This is a genomic window from Nostocoides veronense, from assembly GCF_039531185.1.
Taxonomy (GTDB): domain Bacteria; phylum Actinomycetota; class Actinomycetes; order Actinomycetales; family Dermatophilaceae; genus Nostocoides_A; species Nostocoides_A veronense.
In genome coordinates this window covers 2,068-21,474 of sequence record NZ_BAAAPO010000050.1, presented here as the reverse complement: position 1 = coordinate 21,474, position 19,407 = coordinate 2,068, and the positions used below count along the sequence as shown (strand labels likewise).

The following is a 19,407-nucleotide window of genomic DNA, read 5'->3' as shown; positions in this document are numbered from 1 at the left end:
GCCACAGACTGCGCGGACCGGAGCCTGACCAGCGGTACCCGACAGCCGAATCGAGAGAGGGCCTTGCCATGAGCACGATCGCCATCACCGGCGCATCCGGACTCATCGGTGGGGCCCTCTCTTCGGCTTTACGCGCCCGCGGCGACCGGGTGCGGGTCCTGGTGCGCCGCGATCCGCAGGGGCCGGAGCAGTTCCGCTGGGACCCGGCGATCGGGACATTCGACCCGGGCGCTCTGGACGGCGTGGATGCCGTGGTCAACCTGGCTGGAGCCGGCGTCGGGGACCGACGCTGGACTACCGCATACAAGACCGAGATCCTGCGTTCCCGGCTCGGGGCGACCAAGACCATCTGCGCCGCGATCACGGCTTCCGGCGCGCCCATCCGCCTGGTCAACGGTTCGGCCGTGGGCTACTACGGCGATCGAGGTGAGGAGGTGCTGGCCGAGGACAGCCCCCCAGGCACCGGCTTCCTGGCGCAGGTCGTCAAGGCGTGGGAGGGTGCGACAGCCGACCTTGCCGATGCTGGCGGCAGCGTCGTGCTGGCCCGGACCGGGCTGGTCATGGCCAGCTCTGGCGGTGCGATGGCCCCCATGCTGCGGTTGGCCCGGCTCGGTCTCGGCGGGCCGTTGGGTTCGGGCCAGCAGTTCTGGCCGGTGATCTCCTTGCGGGACGAGGTGGCTGCGCTGATTCACCTGATCGATGATCGTGAGCTGGCCGGTCCGGTGAACCTGGTCGGTACCGTGCCGGCTCGACAACGGGAGGTCGCGGCCGCCCTGGGTCGGCTGCTGAAACGGCCTGCGGTACTCCCCGCCCCACGTCTCGGACTGCGCCTTGTGCTTGGACAGTTTGCCCAAGAAGTCCTGGCCAGCGAGCGAGTGCTGCCTGATCGACTGCTGGGATCGGGATTCGTTCACCAGGACAACACCTTGGAGGCCGTATTAGCCTCGGCACTTCGATACACGTGACGAATCTTCTCGCTCCGGGGGTACTTCGAACATGGGCCCGACCCGCACATCACTGACCCGCATCCGATCACGCCGACGAACTACCCTGGCGGCCGTGGCCGCCGCCGCAGTGACCGTCCCCGTGGCGGCCGCAGCCAGTTCAGCCGCCGGCGCCCCGGCAGCCAGCACCACGAGCGCAGGCCACGCAGCCTCGGCAGCCCGGCCAGGGAACGCACTCCCCGAGGCGGCCGCCGCCACGGGCCCGAGCACCACCATCACCGAGCCGAGTGCCGGCAGCACGGCCGAGAACGGGCGCGTCACGATCCGGGGCCGGTATGCCTCGACCAGCAAGGTCACTGCCGTCACTGTGGTCCTCTGCCGCCCGAACAGTCCGACGACCTGCAAGGACTACCTTCTCGCCAGCACCAATGGCGCCTTCGCCACCCGCTGGCGCGGGATCCTCACCCGGCTGACTCCCGACAGCGCAGCCGGGACCACCGGAGCCTGGTCGGTCACCCTGACTGGTCTGCCCACGGCGAAGTTGCGGGTCGCCGCCTTCGCCACTGATTCGACCACCCCGAAGGGCCCTTCGACCCTTCTCGACTTCGCCGTCAAGGCTCCCGAGGATCCCTCCTTCATCAGCATCCTCTGGGGCCGGGCGAATTGGTCCGCCGCCGGTGGCGTGGGGTGCGTCAATCGCCCCGACAACGCTCGCACGCTCGAGCAGAACGCCATCGACCTGGCGGCCTTGGGGCTACCGGCCGTGGCCCAGGTGGTCACCTCGCGGGTCCATGAGACCAAGCATCTTTGCCCGGACAACTTCGCCCTGGAATCCTCCTGGGCCGACCTGGCCCGGCTGCGGGCCAGTTACGGGTGGTCTCTGACGTCGCAGAGCAACACCTACCCCAACCTGACCACGCTGAGCGATGCCGGGATCATCGCCGAGAGCACCGGGAGCCTGCCGTCCTTCACCTCGCGTGGGCATGACCGGGCCTGGGGCGCCTTCGCCTATCCGAACAACAAGCAGGATGCCCGCGTGCAGAAGATCGTGCTGCGCTCGTTCGCCTTCGGCCGGGTCTACTCCTCCGAGATCAACTCTCGCGCCACCGCCACCACCTTCCCCTATCCCATGCGCACCCTGTCGGTGAATGGCGGCCGCTGCCACAACGCCGCGCTCCCCTGCTCCCGGATGGCGGTGACGAACAACCGTCTGACCACCAGCCCGCACGTGATCGCCAAGATGCTCAAACCAGGCCCGGGCAAGTGGGGGGTGGTGCAGTTCTATCGGATCGTGGACGGCGTGGAGAGCACCATGGGCATGAACCTGGCCTGGGACTGCTCCTCTCCCCACTGGGAGGATCGATGGACCTCGCAGCCGGAGTTGTACTGCCGCGAGACCATGCTCCAGGCCCTCGCCCTGCGCAACAAGAGCGCCATTGCGGCCGACCCTGCTGCGGTGGCTCTGTCGTGGGGACGCACCCCCTGGCGCAACTCCGGCCGCTGACCGCCCCGGTCCGGCTGGGCTCAGCGCGTGGCTGACGGGCTGGGCTCAGCGCGCGGCTGACGGGCTGGGCTCGGCGGGCGAACCAGGGACCGGCCATTCACTCACCCGCTCTGCTGGTGTATTCGGGCCACCTGCCAACGCGCGCCCGACCAGCTCAGAACCAGGCGGACCCCCTGCGCCGGGGCCGACGCCACGGCGGACGTGGATCCGTCCGGGCCAATGATGGTGAAGGCACCGGTGTCCAGGACGGCATCCACCGTCACCTCCTCGTGGCCGGTCCCCGGAGTGGATCGGCTGCTCGTGGGCACCGACCGCGCGGAGCGGACCGTGAACTCCAGACCGCCATAACGCAGGTGATCGGCGAGCGCCCGCTCGAACCCCTGTCCACGGCGCGAGGCGTGCCACTTGGTGATCGAGCTTCGCGATTCGGGCCTCAATGCGTTTCGACGCATCTTTGTAGGCGGGAACGCCCGGCCCAGCGGCGCGTTGGTGATCGGGTCGTGCCCCATGCCCATGAGGAGCTGGAGCTGGGCCTCAGAGACCTGATCACCGACGACCAGTTCCCCCTTGCCAAGTGACGCGACTCCTTTGCCGAGCCACCGTCCCGGCGGGGTGCCTTCCTCGATGAAGTAGCGGGTCAGCGGCGTCGAGAGCGGACGGTCGCCATCGGCGGACGCGACCGTCTTCAGCAGGTACTTGTAGCCATCGCCCGCCGACATGACACGCATCGAAACCGTGACACAACCAGCGTCGCTTGCGCCAGATGAGCCGGACCGGCCGACCGAAAGCGGGCGCGTCGACCAAGCGGACGCTGACCCGGCCGTGAATGTGAGCGATCACCCCGCACCTCGGGCAACCCTCAGGTTCCGCAGCGGACTCGAGCGTTACGACCAGTTGGTCACCCTCCTCGCGTTCGACAGCGGTGACATGCAAGCCGGGCATCCCAACAAGCAGATCGCAACGCTCGCAATAGGTGCCGGGGGCACGGCAGCACAACGTAGGCTCGGGCATCGTCGAGGTCCTTGAGATCGGTGAGAGGTAGAAGTCCTCCGATCCTCAGGGGCCTCGACTCATTCCACCCCTCAACCCGCGACCCGGCGCGCCGTGCTCACCCCACACTTACCGGCGAAGAGCCGGATAAGTCGGTCGGCAATGTCGTAGGTGGGGACGACACTGCATCTCGTGGGCCTTAGGCCACCGGTGCTCTCGTGGCGGTCACCACCGACAACAATCGAGGTGTTAGCACTAGTGCATTCCGGACGAGGAGAGGTGATGGTGATGGCGTTCACGGCCGAGCTGCGCTGTCAGTCGAGCGGGCGGCGGTCCACTGTGGGGGCGGAGTGATGGTGTTCGTTCCCGAGGCGGACGGCTCGGCCCTGGGCTGCCCTATCGACTAGCCAACGAGCGACTATTGCGACAGGGCGGTCAACAGTCCGGCTCAGCGCGCTTGGCGAGCCGCAGCCAGGTGTCGACGACGGTGTCGGGGTTGAGCGACATCGACTCGATGCCCTGGTCGAGCAGCCAGTCGGCGAGGTCGGGGTGGTCCGAGGGGCCCTGACCGCAGATGCCGATGTACTTGCCGCGGGCCTTGCAGGCCTCGATCGCCATGCTCAGCATCTTCTTGACCGCCGGGTCGCGCTCGTCGAAGGAGCCGGCCACGAGCGCCGAGTCCCGGTCGAGCCCGAGCGTGAGCTGGGTGAGGTCGTTGGACCCGATCGAGAACCCGTCGAAGTGGTCGAGGAACGCGTCGGCGTTGACCGCGTTGGACGGGACCTCGCACATCATGACGACCTGGAGGTCGTTCTCGCCGCGCGTGAGCCCGTGCGAGGCGAGCAGGTCGATGACACCTTCGGCCTCGGCGAGGGTGCGCACGAACGGGATCATGATCTTGACGTTGGTGAGGCCCATCTCGTCACGCACGAGCTTGAGCGCCTCGGCCTCCATGGCGAAGCACTCGGCGAAGTCGTCGGAGAGGTAGCGGGCCGCTCCCCGGTAGCCGATCATCGGGTTCTCCTCGGTCGGCTCGTAGCGCGGGCCGCCGGTCATGTGGGCGTACTCGTTGGACTTGAAGTCGCTCATCCGCACGATGACCGGCTCGGGCGCGAAGGCCGCGGCGAGCATCGAGACGCCCTCGGCGACGCGCTTGACGAAGAAGTCGCGAGGCGAGTCGTATGCCGCGATGAGGCTCTCGATCTCGGCCTTGAGCTCGGGCTCCTGGTCGTCGAGCTCGAGCAGCGCGCGGGGGTGGATGCCGATCTGGCGGTTGATGATGAACTCGAGCCGGGCGAGCCCGATGCCCTTGTGCGGCAGGCGGGAGAACTCGAAGGCCTGCTCGGGAGTGCCGACGTTCATCATGATGCGCACCGGGATCTCCGGCATCGAGTCCAGCGCGGTCTCGGAGACGGAGAACTCGCGCAGGCCGTCGTAGACGAAGCCGGTGTCGCCCTCGGCGCACGAGACCGTGACCTCACGCCCGTCGGCGAGGTCACGCGTCGCGGAACCGGTGCCGACGACGGCGGGGATGCCGAGCTCGCGGGCGATGATCGCCGCGTGGCAGGTGCGGCCGCCGCGGTTGGTGACGATGGCGCTGGCCCGCTTCATCACCGGCTCCCAGTCGGGGTCGGTCATGTCGGCGACGAGGACCTCGCCGGCCTGGAAGTCGTGCATCGCCTCGGCGGACGCGAGCACGCGCACGGCACCGGCGCCGATCTTCTGGCCGATGGCACGACCCTCGAGGACGACCTCGCCGGGCTGGTCCATCCGGAAGCGCTGCAGGGTCGAGCCGGACTGGCGCGACTTCACCGTCTCGGGGCGGGCCTGGAGGATGTAGAGCCTGCCGTCGACACCGTCCTTGCCCCACTCGATGTCCATCGGGCGGCCGTAGTGCTCCTCGATCTTGAGCGCGTGCTCGGCGAGCTCGGTGACATCGGCGTCCGTGAGGCTGAGCCGTCCCTGCTCGGCCGGGTCGACGTCGACGAAGTCAATCGCGCGGCCGACCTCGGAGTCCTGCGTGTAGACCATCTTGGTGGCCTTGCTGCCGACCCCGCGCTTGAGGATCGCCGGGCGTCCCGCACGCAACGACGGCTTGTAGACGTAGAACTCGTCGGGGTTGACCGCGCCCTGGACGACCGCCTCACCGAGGCCGTAGCTGCTCGTGATGAAGACCGCGTCGGGGAAGCCGGACTCGGTGTCGATCGTGAACATCACGCCCGAGGACCCGATGTCGGAGCGGACCATCCGCTGGATGCCGGCGGACAGTGCGACGGCCTCGTGGTCGAAGTTGCTGTGGACGCGGTAGGAGATCGCGCGGTCGTTGTAGAGCGAGGCGAAGACCCGCTTGATCGCGAGCAGGATGTTGTCGATGCCGCGGACGTTAAGGAACGTCTCCTGCTGCCCGGCGAAGCTCGCGTCCGGGAGGTCCTCGGCCGTCGCGCTCGAGCGCACCGCCCAGCTCACCTCGTCGGCCGCCGCTCCCGCCTCGCCGACCAGACGCTCGTATGCCGTCCGGATCTCGTTCTCGAGGTCGGCCGGGAACGGCTGCTTCTCGACGGTGTCGCGGATCTCCGCGCCAGCGGCGGCGAGCGCCCGGGTGTCCTCGACGTCGAGCTCGCGCAGGATGGCGTTGATGCGGTCGGCGAGACCCTCGTGGGCAAGGAACCGGCGGTAGGCGTCGGCCGTGGTGGCGAACCCGTCGGGCACGCGCACTCCGGCCTTCGAGAGGTGCTGGACCATCTCGCCGAGGGAGGCGTTCTTGCCGCCGACGTGCTCGACGTCGTCGAGGCCGAGCTCGGCGAACCAGGCGATGTTGGTGCTGCCAGCGCCCTGCTGGGTGGCGGTCATGGCGGTCCTTTCGTCGGGGCGTCGTCGCCCTCGTGAGCTCAGGCCAGGTCGGGCAGTCGGCTGCTCTGCATGATCACGGCAGCCATCTCCTCGACGGACATCTTGGCGGAGTTGATCGACGGGATGCGATGCGCCCTGTACATCGCCTCTGCCCGCCGCAGCTCGAAGCTGCACTGGGCGAGCGTGGCATAGGTCGACCCCGGCCTGCGCTCCCCTCTCACCTGGCTGAGACGCGCTGGCGTGGAGAGCAGGCCGAAGCACTTGTCGGCCCGCTGGGCGATGGGCCGGGGCAGGTCACCGGTGTCGAAGTCCTCGGGCACGAGCGGGTAGTTCGCGACCTTGAGCCCGTGCTGCAGCGCGAGGTACATCGAGGTGGGCGTCTTGCCGCACCGTGAGGGCGCCACGAGGATGAGGTCGGACTGGGCGAGGTTGCGCAGGCTCGCCCCGTCGTCGTGCTCCATCGCGAACTCGATCGCCTTCATCCGGCGGTCGTAGCGCAGGGTGTCGCCCACGCCGTGCAGGGCGGCTGCGCTGTGGGTCGCATTGACGTGGAGGATCCGCTCGACGGTGTCGAGGTGCGAGCCGAAGAGGTCGATGAACGCGGCCTGCGTGCCCTGGAGCACCTGGCGGATCGGGTCGTCCGACACCGTCGAGAACGCCAGTGGCGTCACCGAGTCGGTCATCGCCGCGTCGATCTCCGCCATGACCTCGGCAGCCTTCTCGACCGAGGTGATGAACGGGATCTTGCGACGCGTGAAGTTCAGCCCCGGGAACTGGGCGAGCAGCAGGTTGCCGAGCGTCTCGGCGGAGATGCCGGTGCCACCGGCGAGGAAGAAGACCGGCGTCGGGGTGTCGCTGGCCGCGTCCTGGGGTCCCATGGCTCCGATCATGGCACACGCCTGTGGCGGCGCGGCCGTCACTCCGCGAGCACGACGACGAGGGTGCGGGGGCCGTGGACTCCCTCAACCCGTTGGAGCTCGATGTCGCTCGTCGCGCTCGGTCCGCTCACCCACGTGAGCGGCCGGCCCCGGTGCGGTTCTCCCCCGAGTCGGTTCACGGCCTCGGGCACGTCGTGGACGACCTGGTCGGCCCGGATGACACAGACGTGCGTGTCCGGGACGAGGGTGAGCTCGCGCCGGCCCTGGTCCGGTCCGTGGTCGAGGACGATCGTGCCGGTCGACGCGATGCCCACGGCCGAGGCGGTGACGACGGCGTCGACCCGGTCGAGGTTGGCGGCCGAGCCGGCATCACCCTCGCCGACGACCGTCACGACCTCCGCGAGCGCCGCCCGCCAGCCCTCGTCGAGGCCGCTGGGCACGACGACGGAGCCGAGGCCGCGCCCACGCAGCGTCGACGCCAGGACCGAGGCCACCTCGTCGGCGGGCACGCGCAGCACCTCGGCTCGGTAGTCGGCGACGTTCTCGGCGAAGAGGTCGAGAGTCCGACCCGGGCCAGGTGAGGTCTCCTCGACCACGGGTGTGGCGCCGCGAGCGCCCACCGGGGTGGTGACATCGGCGGTGGCGGCCCGGACCCGGGCGAGGATCTCGTCGCGCGCGCTCATGACTCGCCCCGCTCCCTGGCCCACCACTGTCGGAAGGTCTCCTTCGGCGGCGTCGGCACGTCACGGGCGTCGGTCCAGGCGCCGAGGCCGGGGACGCGACGCATGGTCCGGTCGCCGACGAGGCGCCCCGCCGTCGTGGCACCGCGTTGCGCGACTGCCAGTCGACGAGGGTCGGAGAGCACCCAGGCCGCGGCCTTCATCGCGGCCGACTCGGCCCGGTGCCCACCCTGCTCCGCCACGGTTCCCCGCAGCTCGACGAGGAGCTCGGGGATGTTGATCCGCACCGGGCAGGCGTCGAAGCAGGCCCCGCACAACGACGACGCATAGGGCAGCGACTGGTCGACCTCGCTCGCTGTCCCCCGCAGTTGCGGGTTGAGCACGGCCCCGATCGGGCCGGGATAGACCGAGCCGTAGGCGTGGCCACCGGTGCGTTCATAGACGGGGCAGACGTTGAGGCAGGCCGAGCACCGGATGCACCGCAGCGCCTGCCGGCCCACGGTGTCGGCGAGCACGTGGCTGCGCCCGTTGTCGAGCAGCACGACGTGGACCTCCTGCGGTCCGTCGCCGTCGTGCACTCCCGACCACATGGTCGTGTAGGGGTTCATCCGCTCCCCCGTGCTCGAGCGCGGCAGCAACTGGAGCATCGGCGCGAGGTCGTCCCACGTCGGCAGGACCTTCTCGATGCCGACGACCGAGATGAGCGTCTCGGGCAGCGTGAGGCACATCCGCCCGTTGCCCTCGGACTCGACGACGACGAGGGTCCCGGTGTCGGCGATGGCGAAGTTGGCCCCCGACACCGCGACACGGGCCCGCAGGAACTTCTCGCGCAGGTGCAGCCGCGCGGCCTCGGCGAGCCGGGCCGGCTCGTCGGTGAGGTCCTCGGGCGCGGGACGGCCGACCTTGGCCATCTCGCGCAGGAAGACGTCGCGGATCTCGGTGCGGTTGCGGTGGATCGCGGGCACGAGGATGTGGCTCGGCCGGTCGCCGAAGAGCTGGACGATGAGCTCGGCGAGGTCGGTCTCCCACGCCGCGATCCCGGCGGCCTCGAGCGCCTCGTTGAGCTCGATCTCCTGGGTCGCCATCGACTTGACCTTGACGACCTCGTCGACACCCTTGGCCCGGGCGATCTCGACGACGATCGCGTTGGCCTCGTCGGCGTCGCGCGCCCAGTGGACCGTGGCGCCGTTGGCCGTGAGGCTTGCCTCGAGCTGCTCGAGGTAGTCGCCGAGGTGCGTCAGGGCCTCGTCCTTGGCGTCCGCGCCGGCGACCCGCAGGGACTCCCACTCGGGCACCTCGGCGACGACGGCTGCCCGCTTGGCCCGGATCGTGTGCGTCGCGTTGCGGAGGTTGTCGCGCTGCTGCGTGTTCGCGAGCGCCTCGCGCGCGGCCTCGGGGAAGGACGGCATACCCACGAAGGTCGGCGAGGTCTGCTGGACCGGAAGGGTGCTCATGCTGGCTCCTCCCGTGTCGAGGCGAGGATCTCGGCGAGGTGCAGGCTCCGTATGCCGGCCCCTTGCCTTCCGAGGATCCCGCCGATGTGGGCCAGGCAGGAGTTGTCGCCGGCGACGACGACCTCGGCGCCGGTCTCGGCGACGTGTGCCGCCTTGTCAGTGCCCATGGCGACGGACACGTCGGAGTTCTTCATGGCGAAGGTGCCGCCGAAGCCGCAGCACTCGTCCGCTCCGGGGAGCTCGACGAGGTCGATGCCCTCGACGGCCCGGAGAAGCTGCAGCGGCCGGTCCCCCACCCGCAGCAGCCGGAGCGAGTGGCAGGTCGGGTGGTAGGTCACGCGGTGCGGGAACCACGCCCCGACGTCGCTGACGCCGAGGACGTCGACGAGGAACTCGGAGAGCTCGTGGACCCGCGGCGCGACCTGCTCGACCTCGCTCGCCAGGCCCTCGTCGCCGGCGCGCCGGGCGACCATCGCGTGCTGGTCTCGGACCGAGCCGACGCACGACCCCGACGGCGCGACCACCGCGTCGTAGTCCCCGAACACGTCGACGAAGCGACGCACGAGCGGGACGGCCTCACCGGCATACCCCGTGTTCGTGAGCATCTGGCCGCAGCAGGTCTGCGCGGCAGGGAACTCGACTCGGCACCCGAGCCGCTCGAGCAGGCGCACCATCGCCTTCGGCGTCTCCGGCCACATCGTGTCGTTGAAGCACGTGGCGAAGAGCGCGACCCGAAGATCCGTGCGAGGCGTCGTTACCATCATGGCAACATCCAAGCAAGGATCGTGGACTGAAGCCCGACAAGCAGGCAAACCGCGACAATCAGTCCGACGCTCCAGGGCAGGACCTTGCGCAGGATGTCGGACTCGCGACCGACCAGCCCGACCGCGGTGGCGGCGATCGTGAGGTTCTGCGGGCTGATCATCTTGCCCACGACACCACCGGACGTGTTGGCGGCGACGAGGAGCGTCGGATCGATCCCGGCGTTCGTGGCTGCGGTCTGCTGGAGGGTGGCGAAGAGCGCGTTGGCGCTGGTGTCCGACCCGGTCACGGCAGTGCCGATCCAGCCGAGCAGCGGTGACAGGAAAGCAAATGCGCCGCCGGCACCGGCGATCCACATGCCGATGGTGATCGTCTGGCCCGAGAGGTTCATGACGTAGGCCAGGGCGAGCACGGACGCCACCGTGAGGAAGGCGAAGCGCATCTTGTGGGCCGTGGCCGCCATCTCGGCGCCCAGCCCGCTGACTCCGACGCCATAGACGAGAGCGACGACGAGCGCACTGATGAGGAGCAGGGTGCCGGGAGAGCTGAGCCACTGGAAGGTGTAGGTGGTGGCACCCGACGGTTCGCCGGCGTGGTTGAGGATCTCGCCGGACGTCCCCGGCCACGGGATCTTGACGTCCGTGCTGGCCAGCCAGTCCTTGACCGCAGGGACGAGCTTGGCGACCGAGAAGATCGCGATCACGAGGAGGTAGGGGAACAGGGCCATGCTGATGCCCCGCGCGTTGAGGTTACGGGCACGTTCGTCGAGTTCGACGATGGAGACGCTGTAGTCATCGCCCGCCTTGTCGAGCGCTCGCGGAGCCGAGGTGGCGGCGTCGCCCGAACCATCAGCGGCGTATGCCGTGGAGTCGCCTGCCGCGACCGATGCCAGGTCCCGTTCGCGCTCGGCACTCAGAGCCTCGAGGGCCTCGTCGCGACCGGTCGGATGCCACACGCGCAGGAAGAGGACAGCGGCGGCCAGGCCGGCAAGGGAGGCGATGATGTCGGTGAGTTCGACCGAGATCCACGTGGCCGAGATCCACTGTGCGACAGCGAAGGTGGCCCCGACGACGACGGCAATGGGCCAGGTCTGACGCACGCCGCGTCGACCATCGGCCATGAGGACGAGGAGCAGCGGCACGAAAAGGGCGATGATCGGGGTCTGGTGTCCGACGTAGGCGCCGATCTCGGTGTAGGGGATCTTGGTGAGGTTGCCGGCGGTGATGATCGGGATGCCGATGGCACCGAAGGCGACCGGTGCCGTGTTGGCCAGCAGAACGACGGTTGCTGCACGCAGCGGTGAGAAGCCGACGGCCATGAGCATGACGCCGGTGATCGCGACCGGTGCGCCGAAGCCGGCGAGCGCCTCGAGGAGACCGCCGAAGCAGAAGGCGATGATGATCGCCTGGATGCGCGGGTCGTCCGAGATGAGGTGGAAAGTCGCGCGCAGGTCCTCGAAGTGGCCGGACCTCACCGTCACTTGATAGAGCACGATCGCCGTGAAGACGATCCACATGATCGGGAAGATGCCGAACGCGGCGCCCTGGGTGGCCGCGAGCGCGGCGAGACCGACCGGCATACCGAAGGCCAGGACGGCGACGAGGATCGCGACCCCGACGGCCGCGAGTCCGGCCCAGTGGGCCTTCCAGCGCAGCCAGCCGAGGGTAACGAATACGGTGATGAGCGGCAGCGTCGCGATGAGGGCTGACAGCGCGAGGCTGTCGAGCACCGGCGCGATATCGGGCTTGAAGGAGCCGGCCAAGGTGGGGATATGAGACATCTGCGGGGCCTCCGGTTGCACGTCATTGAGCTGGAGTTCCTGGATGGTCAGACCAATCTTGATTCCCGCCACGATAGGGGCGGTGACGATACGGTGTCAATGGTCTGACCACTTCTTCTTTCGGCACCCCAGGGGTGACATGCTGGGCGCGTGGACGCCGATTCCCTTCAGCCGAGCTTTGCCGAACGTCCCGGCCGGGCCTTCGAGGTCGTCCTTGCCTGGGTCGATGAGCAGATCCTCAGTGGGGACCTGGCCGTCGGCGATCAGCTCCCGGCCGAGCGCGAACTCGCCCGCCTGCTCAACGTCAGCCGGGCCGCCGTCCGCGAAGCCGTGCGGACCCTGCAGGCCCAGGGAGTCGTGCGCTCGTCGGTCGGAGCCGGAGCCGCTAGCGGCACGACGATCACTGCTCTCCCGTCCGACGCCCTGACCCGACTGCTCCGGCTGCACGTGGCCCTGGCCAACTTCCCGCACGAGGACGTCATCGAGGTGCGCGTCGCCCTGGAGAGGCTCAGCGTCCGGCTCGCCGCGCAGAACGCGACGCCCGAGCAGTTGGATGTTTCCCAGAAGGCGATCGACGTCATGGCCGACCCGGACATCGAGCGGGAGGTTTTCAACGACGCCGACACCGCGTTTCACGTCGCTCTGGCCGCAGCGGCGGGGAACCGACTCGCCATGGACATGACGGCTGCCATCCGCGAATCGATGCGGCTGCCCATCCTCGACCGCTTCCGGCACGTGCACGCGTGGGACGACATCGTCGAGGACCTGAGACGGGACCATGAAGCGATTCAGGCCGCCGTGACGCGCGGCGACGCCGAGGAGGCCGAGCGGTTGGTGGAGACCCACATCCGCTCCGCCTGGCACGCACTGTCCTAGGACGTGTCTGCCAGCGGTTGGCTCGGTGGGTCAGAACGATGAGCTCAAGGAGGACGCCGCCGCAGTAGGTCATGGCGTACTTGTCGTAGCGGGGTGGCCGTTCTACGCCCCTGCTTGAACCGGTTGAAAGACCGCTCGACGGTCTTGCGATGCTTGTACTTTCGGCGTCGAACGCGGCGGGCGCCCTTGGATCCCTTGGTCTTGCGGTGGGCGATCTGATCGCTGCGTTCGGGGGCAGTGTGCTTGATCCTCAGTCAGGGCGAGCACTCTTGGCAGAACTGGTTACTGAAGCGGAGGGATTGCCGGCCGCCCGCACGCTGTGCGATGTCAGCCTTTGACAGTGCGGGCGCCTGCTCAAAGGAGTCGCCACCGCGGGACCGGCACAGGAAGGATCCCAATCCCATGCGGGTAGTTCGCCGGTGCCGACCCTCAGAAGGCTTTATGGCCACGGCGGCCGGATGGCCTGAGTGGGAGAGATGAGTGGATCAGGTCATCGGATGGACTACAGGTCAGAACGCCCGCAGCCGTTCGATGTGCCGACGCTGTTGCTTTTCGTCTTGCTTGATGTGGAGGCTGACCAGTACGCGCTGGCCGTCGGGCTTGTAGTAGATCCGTCCGAGTCGTTGGCTTCCCGCGATCCCGGTGGCCAGATTCTTGACCTCGAACCACCCACGCATCCCTTTGAGGTCCTTGCCGATGACCTCGCCTTTGTCGATGTCGGAAAGGGCTCGCATGGTCGGTGCTGGAGACTCAAGGTTGGCGATGACGTCGACCGAATCAGCAACGAACTGAATCCGATTGAATGCGATAGCCAAGAACTCCACGACACCGCCGCGTCTGGGCCGTGTGGCAGCTGCCGCTCGCATGCGCTCCGTCTCCAACGCTTGCAGCTCAATCAGCTGGTCCATGAGCCCCTCGACTTGGTCGATTAGCCCATCGGCTCGCTCACGCTGCGACGTTGCTTCCGATTCGAGAGAGCGATTTCGCTCAAGAAGGACCGAGTTCTCGGCCAGCGCCATCTCGCTGAGTTCTTCGGCGTCCGCGAGGTTCTTGATCAGCTCGGTCGTGTCCGGTCCGCTGCCGATGTGTTCCCGAAGTGTGGAGACCTGATCCTGGAGATCGGCGTGGCGGCGGGCTGCAAGAGCGAGGGCTTCTCGGTGACCTTGCTCGCTCGTCTCGGCGGCCTCGACAAGGCTTCGGAGATGGGATACCTCGCGTTCGGCGGCCTCCGCTCGCTTGGTCGCGCCGAAGAGCTGGTCGAGCAACTGCTCGATGCGGGCCTCGGCGTTGTCGAGGCGCTGGGTTAGAGGGTCAACAACGGGGGCGATGACCTCGACGTCGCTGATCGGAGGTGACACGACGGCCTGAACCATCGCGAGAGCGTCTGCGCGCGAGCCCTTGAACCGGAGACGGGCGAACCAGTCGTAGAAGTTGCCGTTGTCGGCTGCACGATGGCTGACATCCCATCGTTGGATGCTTATATCCGCGCGTTCGAGCGCGGAGATGAACTGACTGGCGAGCCGTTCGGGTGCGTTGAAGACGACGTGGTGGCCGTACTGGTTCGTCTCTAGATACCACTCGAGATCGAAGCCAGCGTGTCCGTCTTCCCCGTGTGCCGAGGCGTAGGGGATGCCCGACCCCGCAAACAGGAACTTCTCGCAGTCCGCAAGCTCCCAGCTTGGCCCGCTGAGTTCGACGATGTCGCCCGGATGCAGGGGGTAGACCGAGCCCGCGTAGGCAACACCTGCATATCCGTCTGGGGTCACACGCACCGGGCGTCGTATGCCGGTCTCGACTTCGACGCCATGATCGAGGATCGTGACTAGTGACTTAGCGCTTGCCATTCCCGACCGTCCCGCACCGGCACTGCGGGTGACCCCATACGCGACCACATACGGAGCAGGGCTGGTAGTAGAGGCGTTCCAAGACCTGCGACTGGGTGGCTCCGTCGGGCCTGTTCTCGAGGTGGCGGGCGAACGCCGAGGTGTTGTGCTTGTAGAGCACGTCTCCTGGCACGGCCGACAGGTCCTTGTCTCGTGTCACGTTCGCGCGCACGACGAGGCCGGGCGCGAGCCTGACGCCGACCTCGTCACTCTCTTTTGGGTCCTGGTCAACCCTTGGGTCAGCACCATTTGGCAGGCCCAGGCCGAACTCAAGGTCGTAATACTGCGACGTGGCCTCGTCCTGCCTCCGGCTGGAACTAGCACGCAGGCTCAGAACGAGGTCGTCGTCTAGTACGACCTCCAGTTCGAGTCGCTCGTGGAGAGGGGGCGCGGTGTCGTCCACTTTGATGGTCACGATGCCCAGTGAGGTTCTGTGGGCGCTTGCCTGGGGGTGTGCCGCCAGCCGTGTAGGCGTGGCAATCGGGAACTTGGCGATCCCGTCCGTTGGGTCGGCGCAGAACAGGTGGACTCGCTCACTCTTCACCTCACCACCCATCGGCATCTCGGTGCCTGCGAGAAGGAGCGGCATTCTCGATCCGCGGGCGAGTTCGAGCTCGATGGGCTTCGCAAGTCGTAGCCGCGCGCGGTCGTGCGCGATCCACGCCGCACCTTGTGAGATGAGTGTTGCGCTGTTCGGTGGGACTTCGACTCGATCGGGTCCGAACAACTCGTGCAGGCGACTGCGGATGACCGGCATTGCAGCCATGCCTCCCACAACCACAACCAATGAGACTTGGCCAGGAGCCATCGACAGGCTGGCGAGGAGGGACTTAATCTCAGCAATGCCAGCCGAGACCAGCGGTCTGGTGATTTCCTCCAGTTCCTGCCGGGTCAACTGGTATTGGAGTGTCCCACCGGACTGGAAGTAGCTCGGTCGGTAGAACGTGACGGCAACACGGTCGGCAGACAGTTCGATCTTGTTTCGCTCGGCATCCTGAAGAAGTCGAAGCTGCGCCTCGGGGCTTGCAAGGTCGCTCTCGCTTACGCCTTCACGAGCGCGGAATCGAGTGACGACCTCATCGAGGATGACCTTGTCGAACTCATCGCCCCCGACTTGGTCCGACCCACCGTTTCGCAACTGGCGAATCTGATTGTCGTCGACACGGCAGAGTGTGAGGTCGAGCGTTCCGCCACCCCAGTCGACCACCAAGACGTTACGGCGGGCGAGGCGGCGTGCCATCTCTTCTGGGTCCTTGGCACCACGAATGAATCCATAGAGGGCAGCGAGTGGCTCGTGCACGAATTGGACAACGTTCATGCCCGCTCCGGCGAACGCTTCACGGAGCGCCGCCCGACGGAGGCCGTTCATGATGACGGGGATCGTTACCACGGCGTTGTCCAGGTCGCCGAGCACATTCCGCTGTGGGCTGCGCAGCGACTCTGTTCGGACGTAGCGCACCACATCGGACACGATGTCGACGGGGCTGCGGTCGACACCTCCGACCGCGATGACTTCCTCGCCGAGCAGGAACTTGGGTGACTTCACGGTGTTGCCGTGGACGCCGATGCCGGCGGCTCCGAGTGCATCCTTGGCCTCACGACCAACGATCACTTCCTCGCCTTCGTAGCGAACAACGGAAGGGTGCGGTCGGCCCGTCTCGACGTCCATCACGTCGATGACGCGATCACCGACGACGACCGACACGAGGCTGTTGGTGGTGCCGAAGTCAAAGCCAACGCTCATTTGAGGCCCCCGGCGGCATCCTTCAGTTGCTCGACTTCGCGGGACAACGCGAGAAGAGAGCGGTCGAGAAACTCTTCGGCGACGGGCGAGGCGCCGTTGCGCAGGGCGTGCAGGGCATCGGTCAGCAGGTCGATCTCGCCGGTGAGGCGCCGAATGACGCGAGTCCGCAATGTCTCGTAGTCGTCTGTGGCGTGGCTCTTGTCGACCACCCGGTTGTCGCGCTCGGCATCAAGTTCTTTCCTCAGCCGCACGATTTCCGCAGAGAACGCTTCCGCGCGAGCAGTCAGAGCCTCTTCGCGCATGCTGGCTTCCAGCTTCTGACTCTCTAAGATCTCGACGCGCCGGGTTTCCCTCTCTGCATCATGCTTCAGCCTCTGGATCTCGTGGTCACGGGCGCGGACCCTGGCTTCATACGCGCCCGCGACAAGACCGATTAGGCCAGCGTCCCGAGAGGCGCTCAGGAGGCCTGCGGCCTTCTCGAGACCAACTTCCTTCGGAGCGTTGGGCGACCAGATCGCGGCCTGCGTCTCGTCGATGAAGTCATCCAACGTCCAATCGCGCTGAAGGACGCGGACCAGACTCAGGCAGGAGATGGCGTTTCGGAGCAGTCGGTCTTTGTCAGATTGCTTGAACTGCTCTTCGGGTAGCCCCAAGGTCTCTCGGCTGACCTTCTGGACTGCCTCGCGCACGACCTCGACGGTGAGCTCCGGCGTCCAGCGCGGATCTGCCAGTTCGTCGCTCCACACGCGGAAGACTGGGTGTTGGCCTAGCGCCAACAAGGCGAGATCGCGGAGGCGCTCAAGGACGCCGTCAAGTGGTGCTACGGTGCCTCGGCCGAGTTGCACCCCACGGCTGGCGACGTACTGCAGTAGCTTGAACGGTCCGTTCAATGTCGGGTCGGACTTGGACAGCCTAACGACTACCTCTGTCTGGGCCATGATCTGGTCGTCGACAACGGGAAGCTTCTTCAACTTGTCGGGGGCGAAGCGGAGTAACACCTCCGGCTTCGTCTCGAACGCCTCCGTGAGAAGGGCCTCGATCGTCTCGATTTGCGGCTTGGCCGGCTTCACTGGACGCTTGCTTGCTGGCGCCGTCACGTCGGCTGCGGCGCCGTCCCCGGATGATTCTGCGACTGCACGGGATTCGTTCGTGGGTGTCGAGGACGACGGAGCGGGGTCGCCCAGCAGTTGTGCCGCGCTCTCGTCGGGCGACGGCTCGGACGCGCCAGCAGGCTGTCTCGATTCAGATGGGGTCTCGCTGCTCAACGTGCTACCTCTTGCATTCGGGCGCGGAATCCGGAGTACCACGCATCTGTGTCCCGATAGTTGCGGAGCGCCTCACTGTGACGCTGGGCGCCATCGAGGTCGCCAGCGGCCAGGAGGGCCTCGGAGGCGATGAGGCGAACCTTGAACTGGTCTGCTGGCCGGAGATCGGAGATCCCTGCCAATACAGGACCGAGTGGCGCTCGCTCTGTGCCGTCGAGGGCCATTGCGCTGACGTTGATGAGTTCCTCGGTAACGGAGTCGCTCAGAGCTTTGTCGAAGCCGCCGTGGGTTCGGTCGAGGAGACTGGAAGTCACGAACTGCGAGCCCGCCATCATCGAGCTCAACCGCGCGGCGACATCAGAGACACGATGGCTGTTCGTCTTTCGGATTGCCAGGTCGAACTGGTTGTAGTGAAGTGCGACAAGACCGCAGATGGCCTCAGCGGCGGGACGGTCGAAGGCGCGGAGCTCATCGACGGCGCGGTTGTACCGCTGCTCGTAGAGCTGTGCTCCGGATGCGTCCGTCGGCGCTTGGTCTGCGTTGCCTTCCCTTGCGAGGACGCCGTATAGGTAGTTGGCAAGCCCTTCGCGGTAACGGCGCGCCGTCTGCCCCGGCCCAGCGCGCATGATGAAGTTGTCGATGGTCGAATGGCTCAGCTCTCGGCCTGCGATGAGTTTCTCCAGTGCCTGGTCAACGAGATTCAGGTCTTCGTCCTCGGCGAGGCAGAAATCGAACTCGAAGGTGCGCGCCAGCGGCCCGTTCACGACAGTCACGGTCTGCACCCCGAACTCTGTGTCGGAGAGATAGTCCGCCATGGCTTCCACAGTGGACGGTCGACCGTTCAGGCTCATGGATGCGACGTCAGCGGTGTGCCAGTCAGAAGGGACGCTCGGGGTTGTGACCATGAGCCGGGTGCGGCCACACTCCCGACCACGGAATACGAGCATCGGCCGCTTGGTCGAGTGACCGTCGAAGCGGTGGGCGCGCTGGTCGCGCTCGGTGGCGAATACCAGCCCGCAGTCCGGGCACGGAAACTCCGGCACCTTGGGCTCTGCTGTCCAGCCCTCGCCCATGCCCGTGGGCTCGTGGAACTCCATGTATCCCGTGTGCCAGAACCCCACTTAGCCTCCTTCCGGATCGCGAACTCTTCGCCTGACAAGGCTAGTGGGAGATGCCGACAAGTCTCCGATTCGGGGTTCAAGGCCGGCTAGCCGCCGATTCGTCGACGAGCCGCTCGATCTCGGCGGAGGAAATGGAGCCGTTCGGGCCGTCCACTGTGACAATCAGCGAGCCGTGAGGATCGTCACCCGGTCCCGCGCCCCGCTGATGGATGCCGTGGGACGCGTACCACGCCTTCTTGGCTTTCCACTTGCGCCGGTACGTTGCGTTGTTGAGCATGCCGAGGTGTTCCCAGTAGAAGGTCTCGCCCGTGTCGGCGTCCTCGATGGTGAAGTCGGGGAGCCGCTTCGAATCCCCGATGACCAGCTCGCGTTCATAGACGAAGTCGATCCCCCTTGGAGTACAGAAGGTCGGCGATGATGACCTCGGACTTCGAGCGGACGTGGATGCCCTTGCGTGTGTGGTGGATCAACCCCTCTTCCATGAAGCGGCCGTCGATCTCGATGGGCTTTGGGGCGGAGAACAGGTGGGTGACCCGCGCTGCCGATTCGGAATGCCTCGGAGACGTCAGCTCTCTGAGCTCGGTGAGGTCTCCCTGCATGAAGAGCACGACGCGCTGCTGTTGCCGGGTCAGGGTCTGATGCTCCTATTCCGTGTCAAGGTCTGTTCATGCGGCGG

At 67.0% G+C, this 19,407-nt stretch carries 16 protein-coding genes and 1 pseudogene; 3 read left to right on the top strand and 14 right to left on the bottom strand.

Annotated elements, in window-relative coordinates; genetic code table 11:
- Positions 1-68 precede the first annotated feature (68 nt).
- Both ABD225_RS15880 and ABD225_RS15875 read left to right on the top strand, forming a co-directional pair.
- Entirely contained in the window at positions 69-965 is an 897-nt protein-coding gene (locus ABD225_RS15880) for a TIGR01777 family oxidoreductase (protein ID WP_344087688.1), read from the top strand.
- A gap of 94 nt (positions 966-1,059) precedes the next feature.
- Positions 1,060-2,448 (top strand): polysaccharide deacetylase family protein, encoded by a 1,389-nt coding sequence (locus ABD225_RS15875; protein WP_344087685.1) that lies wholly within the window; start codon positions 1,060-1,062, stop codon positions 2,446-2,448.
- A gap of 101 nt (positions 2,449-2,549) precedes the next feature.
- On the opposite strand, the gene ABD225_RS15870 is transcribed toward ABD225_RS15875, so the two are convergent.
- From ABD225_RS15870 to ABD225_RS15835, 8 genes and pseudogenes are all read right to left on the bottom strand, one after another.
- Positions 2,550-3,167, bottom strand: a complete 618-nt coding sequence (locus ABD225_RS15870) for a relaxase domain-containing protein (protein WP_344087682.1) — start codon at positions 3,165-3,167, stop codon at positions 2,550-2,552.
- Positions 3,168-3,243: 76 nt separating this feature from the next.
- Positions 3,244-3,390: pseudogene (locus ABD225_RS15865) on the bottom strand (ISL3 family transposase); the annotation flags it as partial.
- 483 nt (positions 3,391-3,873) lie between these two features.
- Positions 3,874-6,288 carry a phosphoenolpyruvate synthase gene (gene ppsA, locus ABD225_RS15860; RefSeq protein WP_344087679.1) on the bottom strand — a complete coding sequence of 805 codons (2,415 nt, stop codon included), beginning with the start codon at positions 6,286-6,288 and terminating at the stop codon, positions 3,874-3,876.
- A gap of 38 nt (positions 6,289-6,326) precedes the next feature.
- Positions 6,327-7,166 carry a pyruvate, water dikinase regulatory protein gene (locus tag ABD225_RS15855; protein ID WP_344087676.1) on the bottom strand — a complete coding sequence of 280 codons (840 nt, stop codon included), beginning with the start codon at positions 7,164-7,166 and terminating at the stop codon, positions 6,327-6,329.
- A 38-nt stretch (positions 7,167-7,204) separates the two neighbouring features.
- A complete protein-coding gene (locus tag ABD225_RS15850) occupies positions 7,205-7,849 on the bottom strand; it encodes a LutC/YkgG family protein (protein WP_344087674.1) in 645 nt (214 codons plus the stop codon).
- Positions 7,846-9,300, bottom strand: coding sequence for a LutB/LldF family L-lactate oxidation iron-sulfur protein (locus tag ABD225_RS15845; protein ID WP_344087671.1), 1,455 nt, complete (start codon positions 9,298-9,300; stop codon positions 7,846-7,848). The genes ABD225_RS15850 and ABD225_RS15845 overlap by 4 nt, the downstream gene beginning before the upstream one ends.
- Positions 9,297-10,064, bottom strand: coding sequence for a (Fe-S)-binding protein (locus tag ABD225_RS15840; protein WP_344087668.1), 768 nt, complete (start codon positions 10,062-10,064; stop codon positions 9,297-9,299). The genes ABD225_RS15845 and ABD225_RS15840 overlap by 4 nt, the downstream gene beginning before the upstream one ends.
- Positions 10,061-11,842, bottom strand: coding sequence for an L-lactate permease (locus ABD225_RS15835; protein ID WP_344087819.1), 1,782 nt, complete (start codon positions 11,840-11,842; stop codon positions 10,061-10,063). The genes ABD225_RS15840 and ABD225_RS15835 overlap by 4 nt, the downstream gene beginning before the upstream one ends.
- A 150-nt stretch (positions 11,843-11,992) precedes the next feature.
- Here ABD225_RS15835 and ABD225_RS15830 point away from each other — a divergent pair, with 150 nt between their 5' ends.
- Positions 11,993-12,718, top strand: a complete 726-nt coding sequence (locus ABD225_RS15830; RefSeq protein WP_344087665.1) for a FadR/GntR family transcriptional regulator — start codon at positions 11,993-11,995, stop codon at positions 12,716-12,718.
- Between the two features lie 509 nt (positions 12,719-13,227).
- On the opposite strand, the gene ABD225_RS15820 is transcribed toward ABD225_RS15830, so the two are convergent.
- The 6 genes from ABD225_RS15820 to ABD225_RS15795 all read right to left on the bottom strand — a co-directional run bounded on the left by ABD225_RS15820 (position 13,228) and on the right by ABD225_RS15795 (position 19,339).
- On the bottom strand, positions 13,228-14,562 hold the full coding sequence (locus ABD225_RS15820) for a hypothetical protein (protein ID WP_344087662.1): 1,335 nt from the start codon (positions 14,560-14,562) through the stop codon (positions 13,228-13,230).
- Positions 14,549-16,345 (bottom strand): Hsp70 family protein, encoded by a 1,797-nt coding sequence (locus tag ABD225_RS15815; RefSeq protein WP_344087659.1) that lies wholly within the window; start codon positions 16,343-16,345, stop codon positions 14,549-14,551. The genes ABD225_RS15820 and ABD225_RS15815 overlap by 14 nt, the downstream gene beginning before the upstream one ends.
- Positions 16,342-17,610, bottom strand: a complete 1,269-nt coding sequence (locus tag ABD225_RS15810; protein ID WP_344087656.1) for a hypothetical protein — start codon at positions 17,608-17,610, stop codon at positions 16,342-16,344. Before ABD225_RS15810 ends, ABD225_RS15815 begins: the two co-directional genes overlap by 4 nt.
- Positions 17,607-18,683, bottom strand: a complete 1,077-nt coding sequence (locus ABD225_RS15805; RefSeq protein WP_344087654.1) for a hypothetical protein — start codon at positions 18,681-18,683, stop codon at positions 17,607-17,609. Before ABD225_RS15805 ends, ABD225_RS15810 begins: the two co-directional genes overlap by 4 nt.
- 124 nt (positions 18,684-18,807) lie before the next feature.
- A complete protein-coding gene (locus ABD225_RS15800; protein ID WP_344087652.1) occupies positions 18,808-19,008 on the bottom strand; it encodes a hypothetical protein in 201 nt (66 codons plus the stop codon).
- Positions 19,009-19,102: 94 nt separating this feature from the next.
- Complete coding sequence (locus ABD225_RS15795) at positions 19,103-19,339, bottom strand: hypothetical protein (protein ID WP_344087649.1); 237 nt, start codon at positions 19,337-19,339, stop codon at positions 19,103-19,105.
- Positions 19,340-19,407 lie beyond the last annotated feature (68 nt).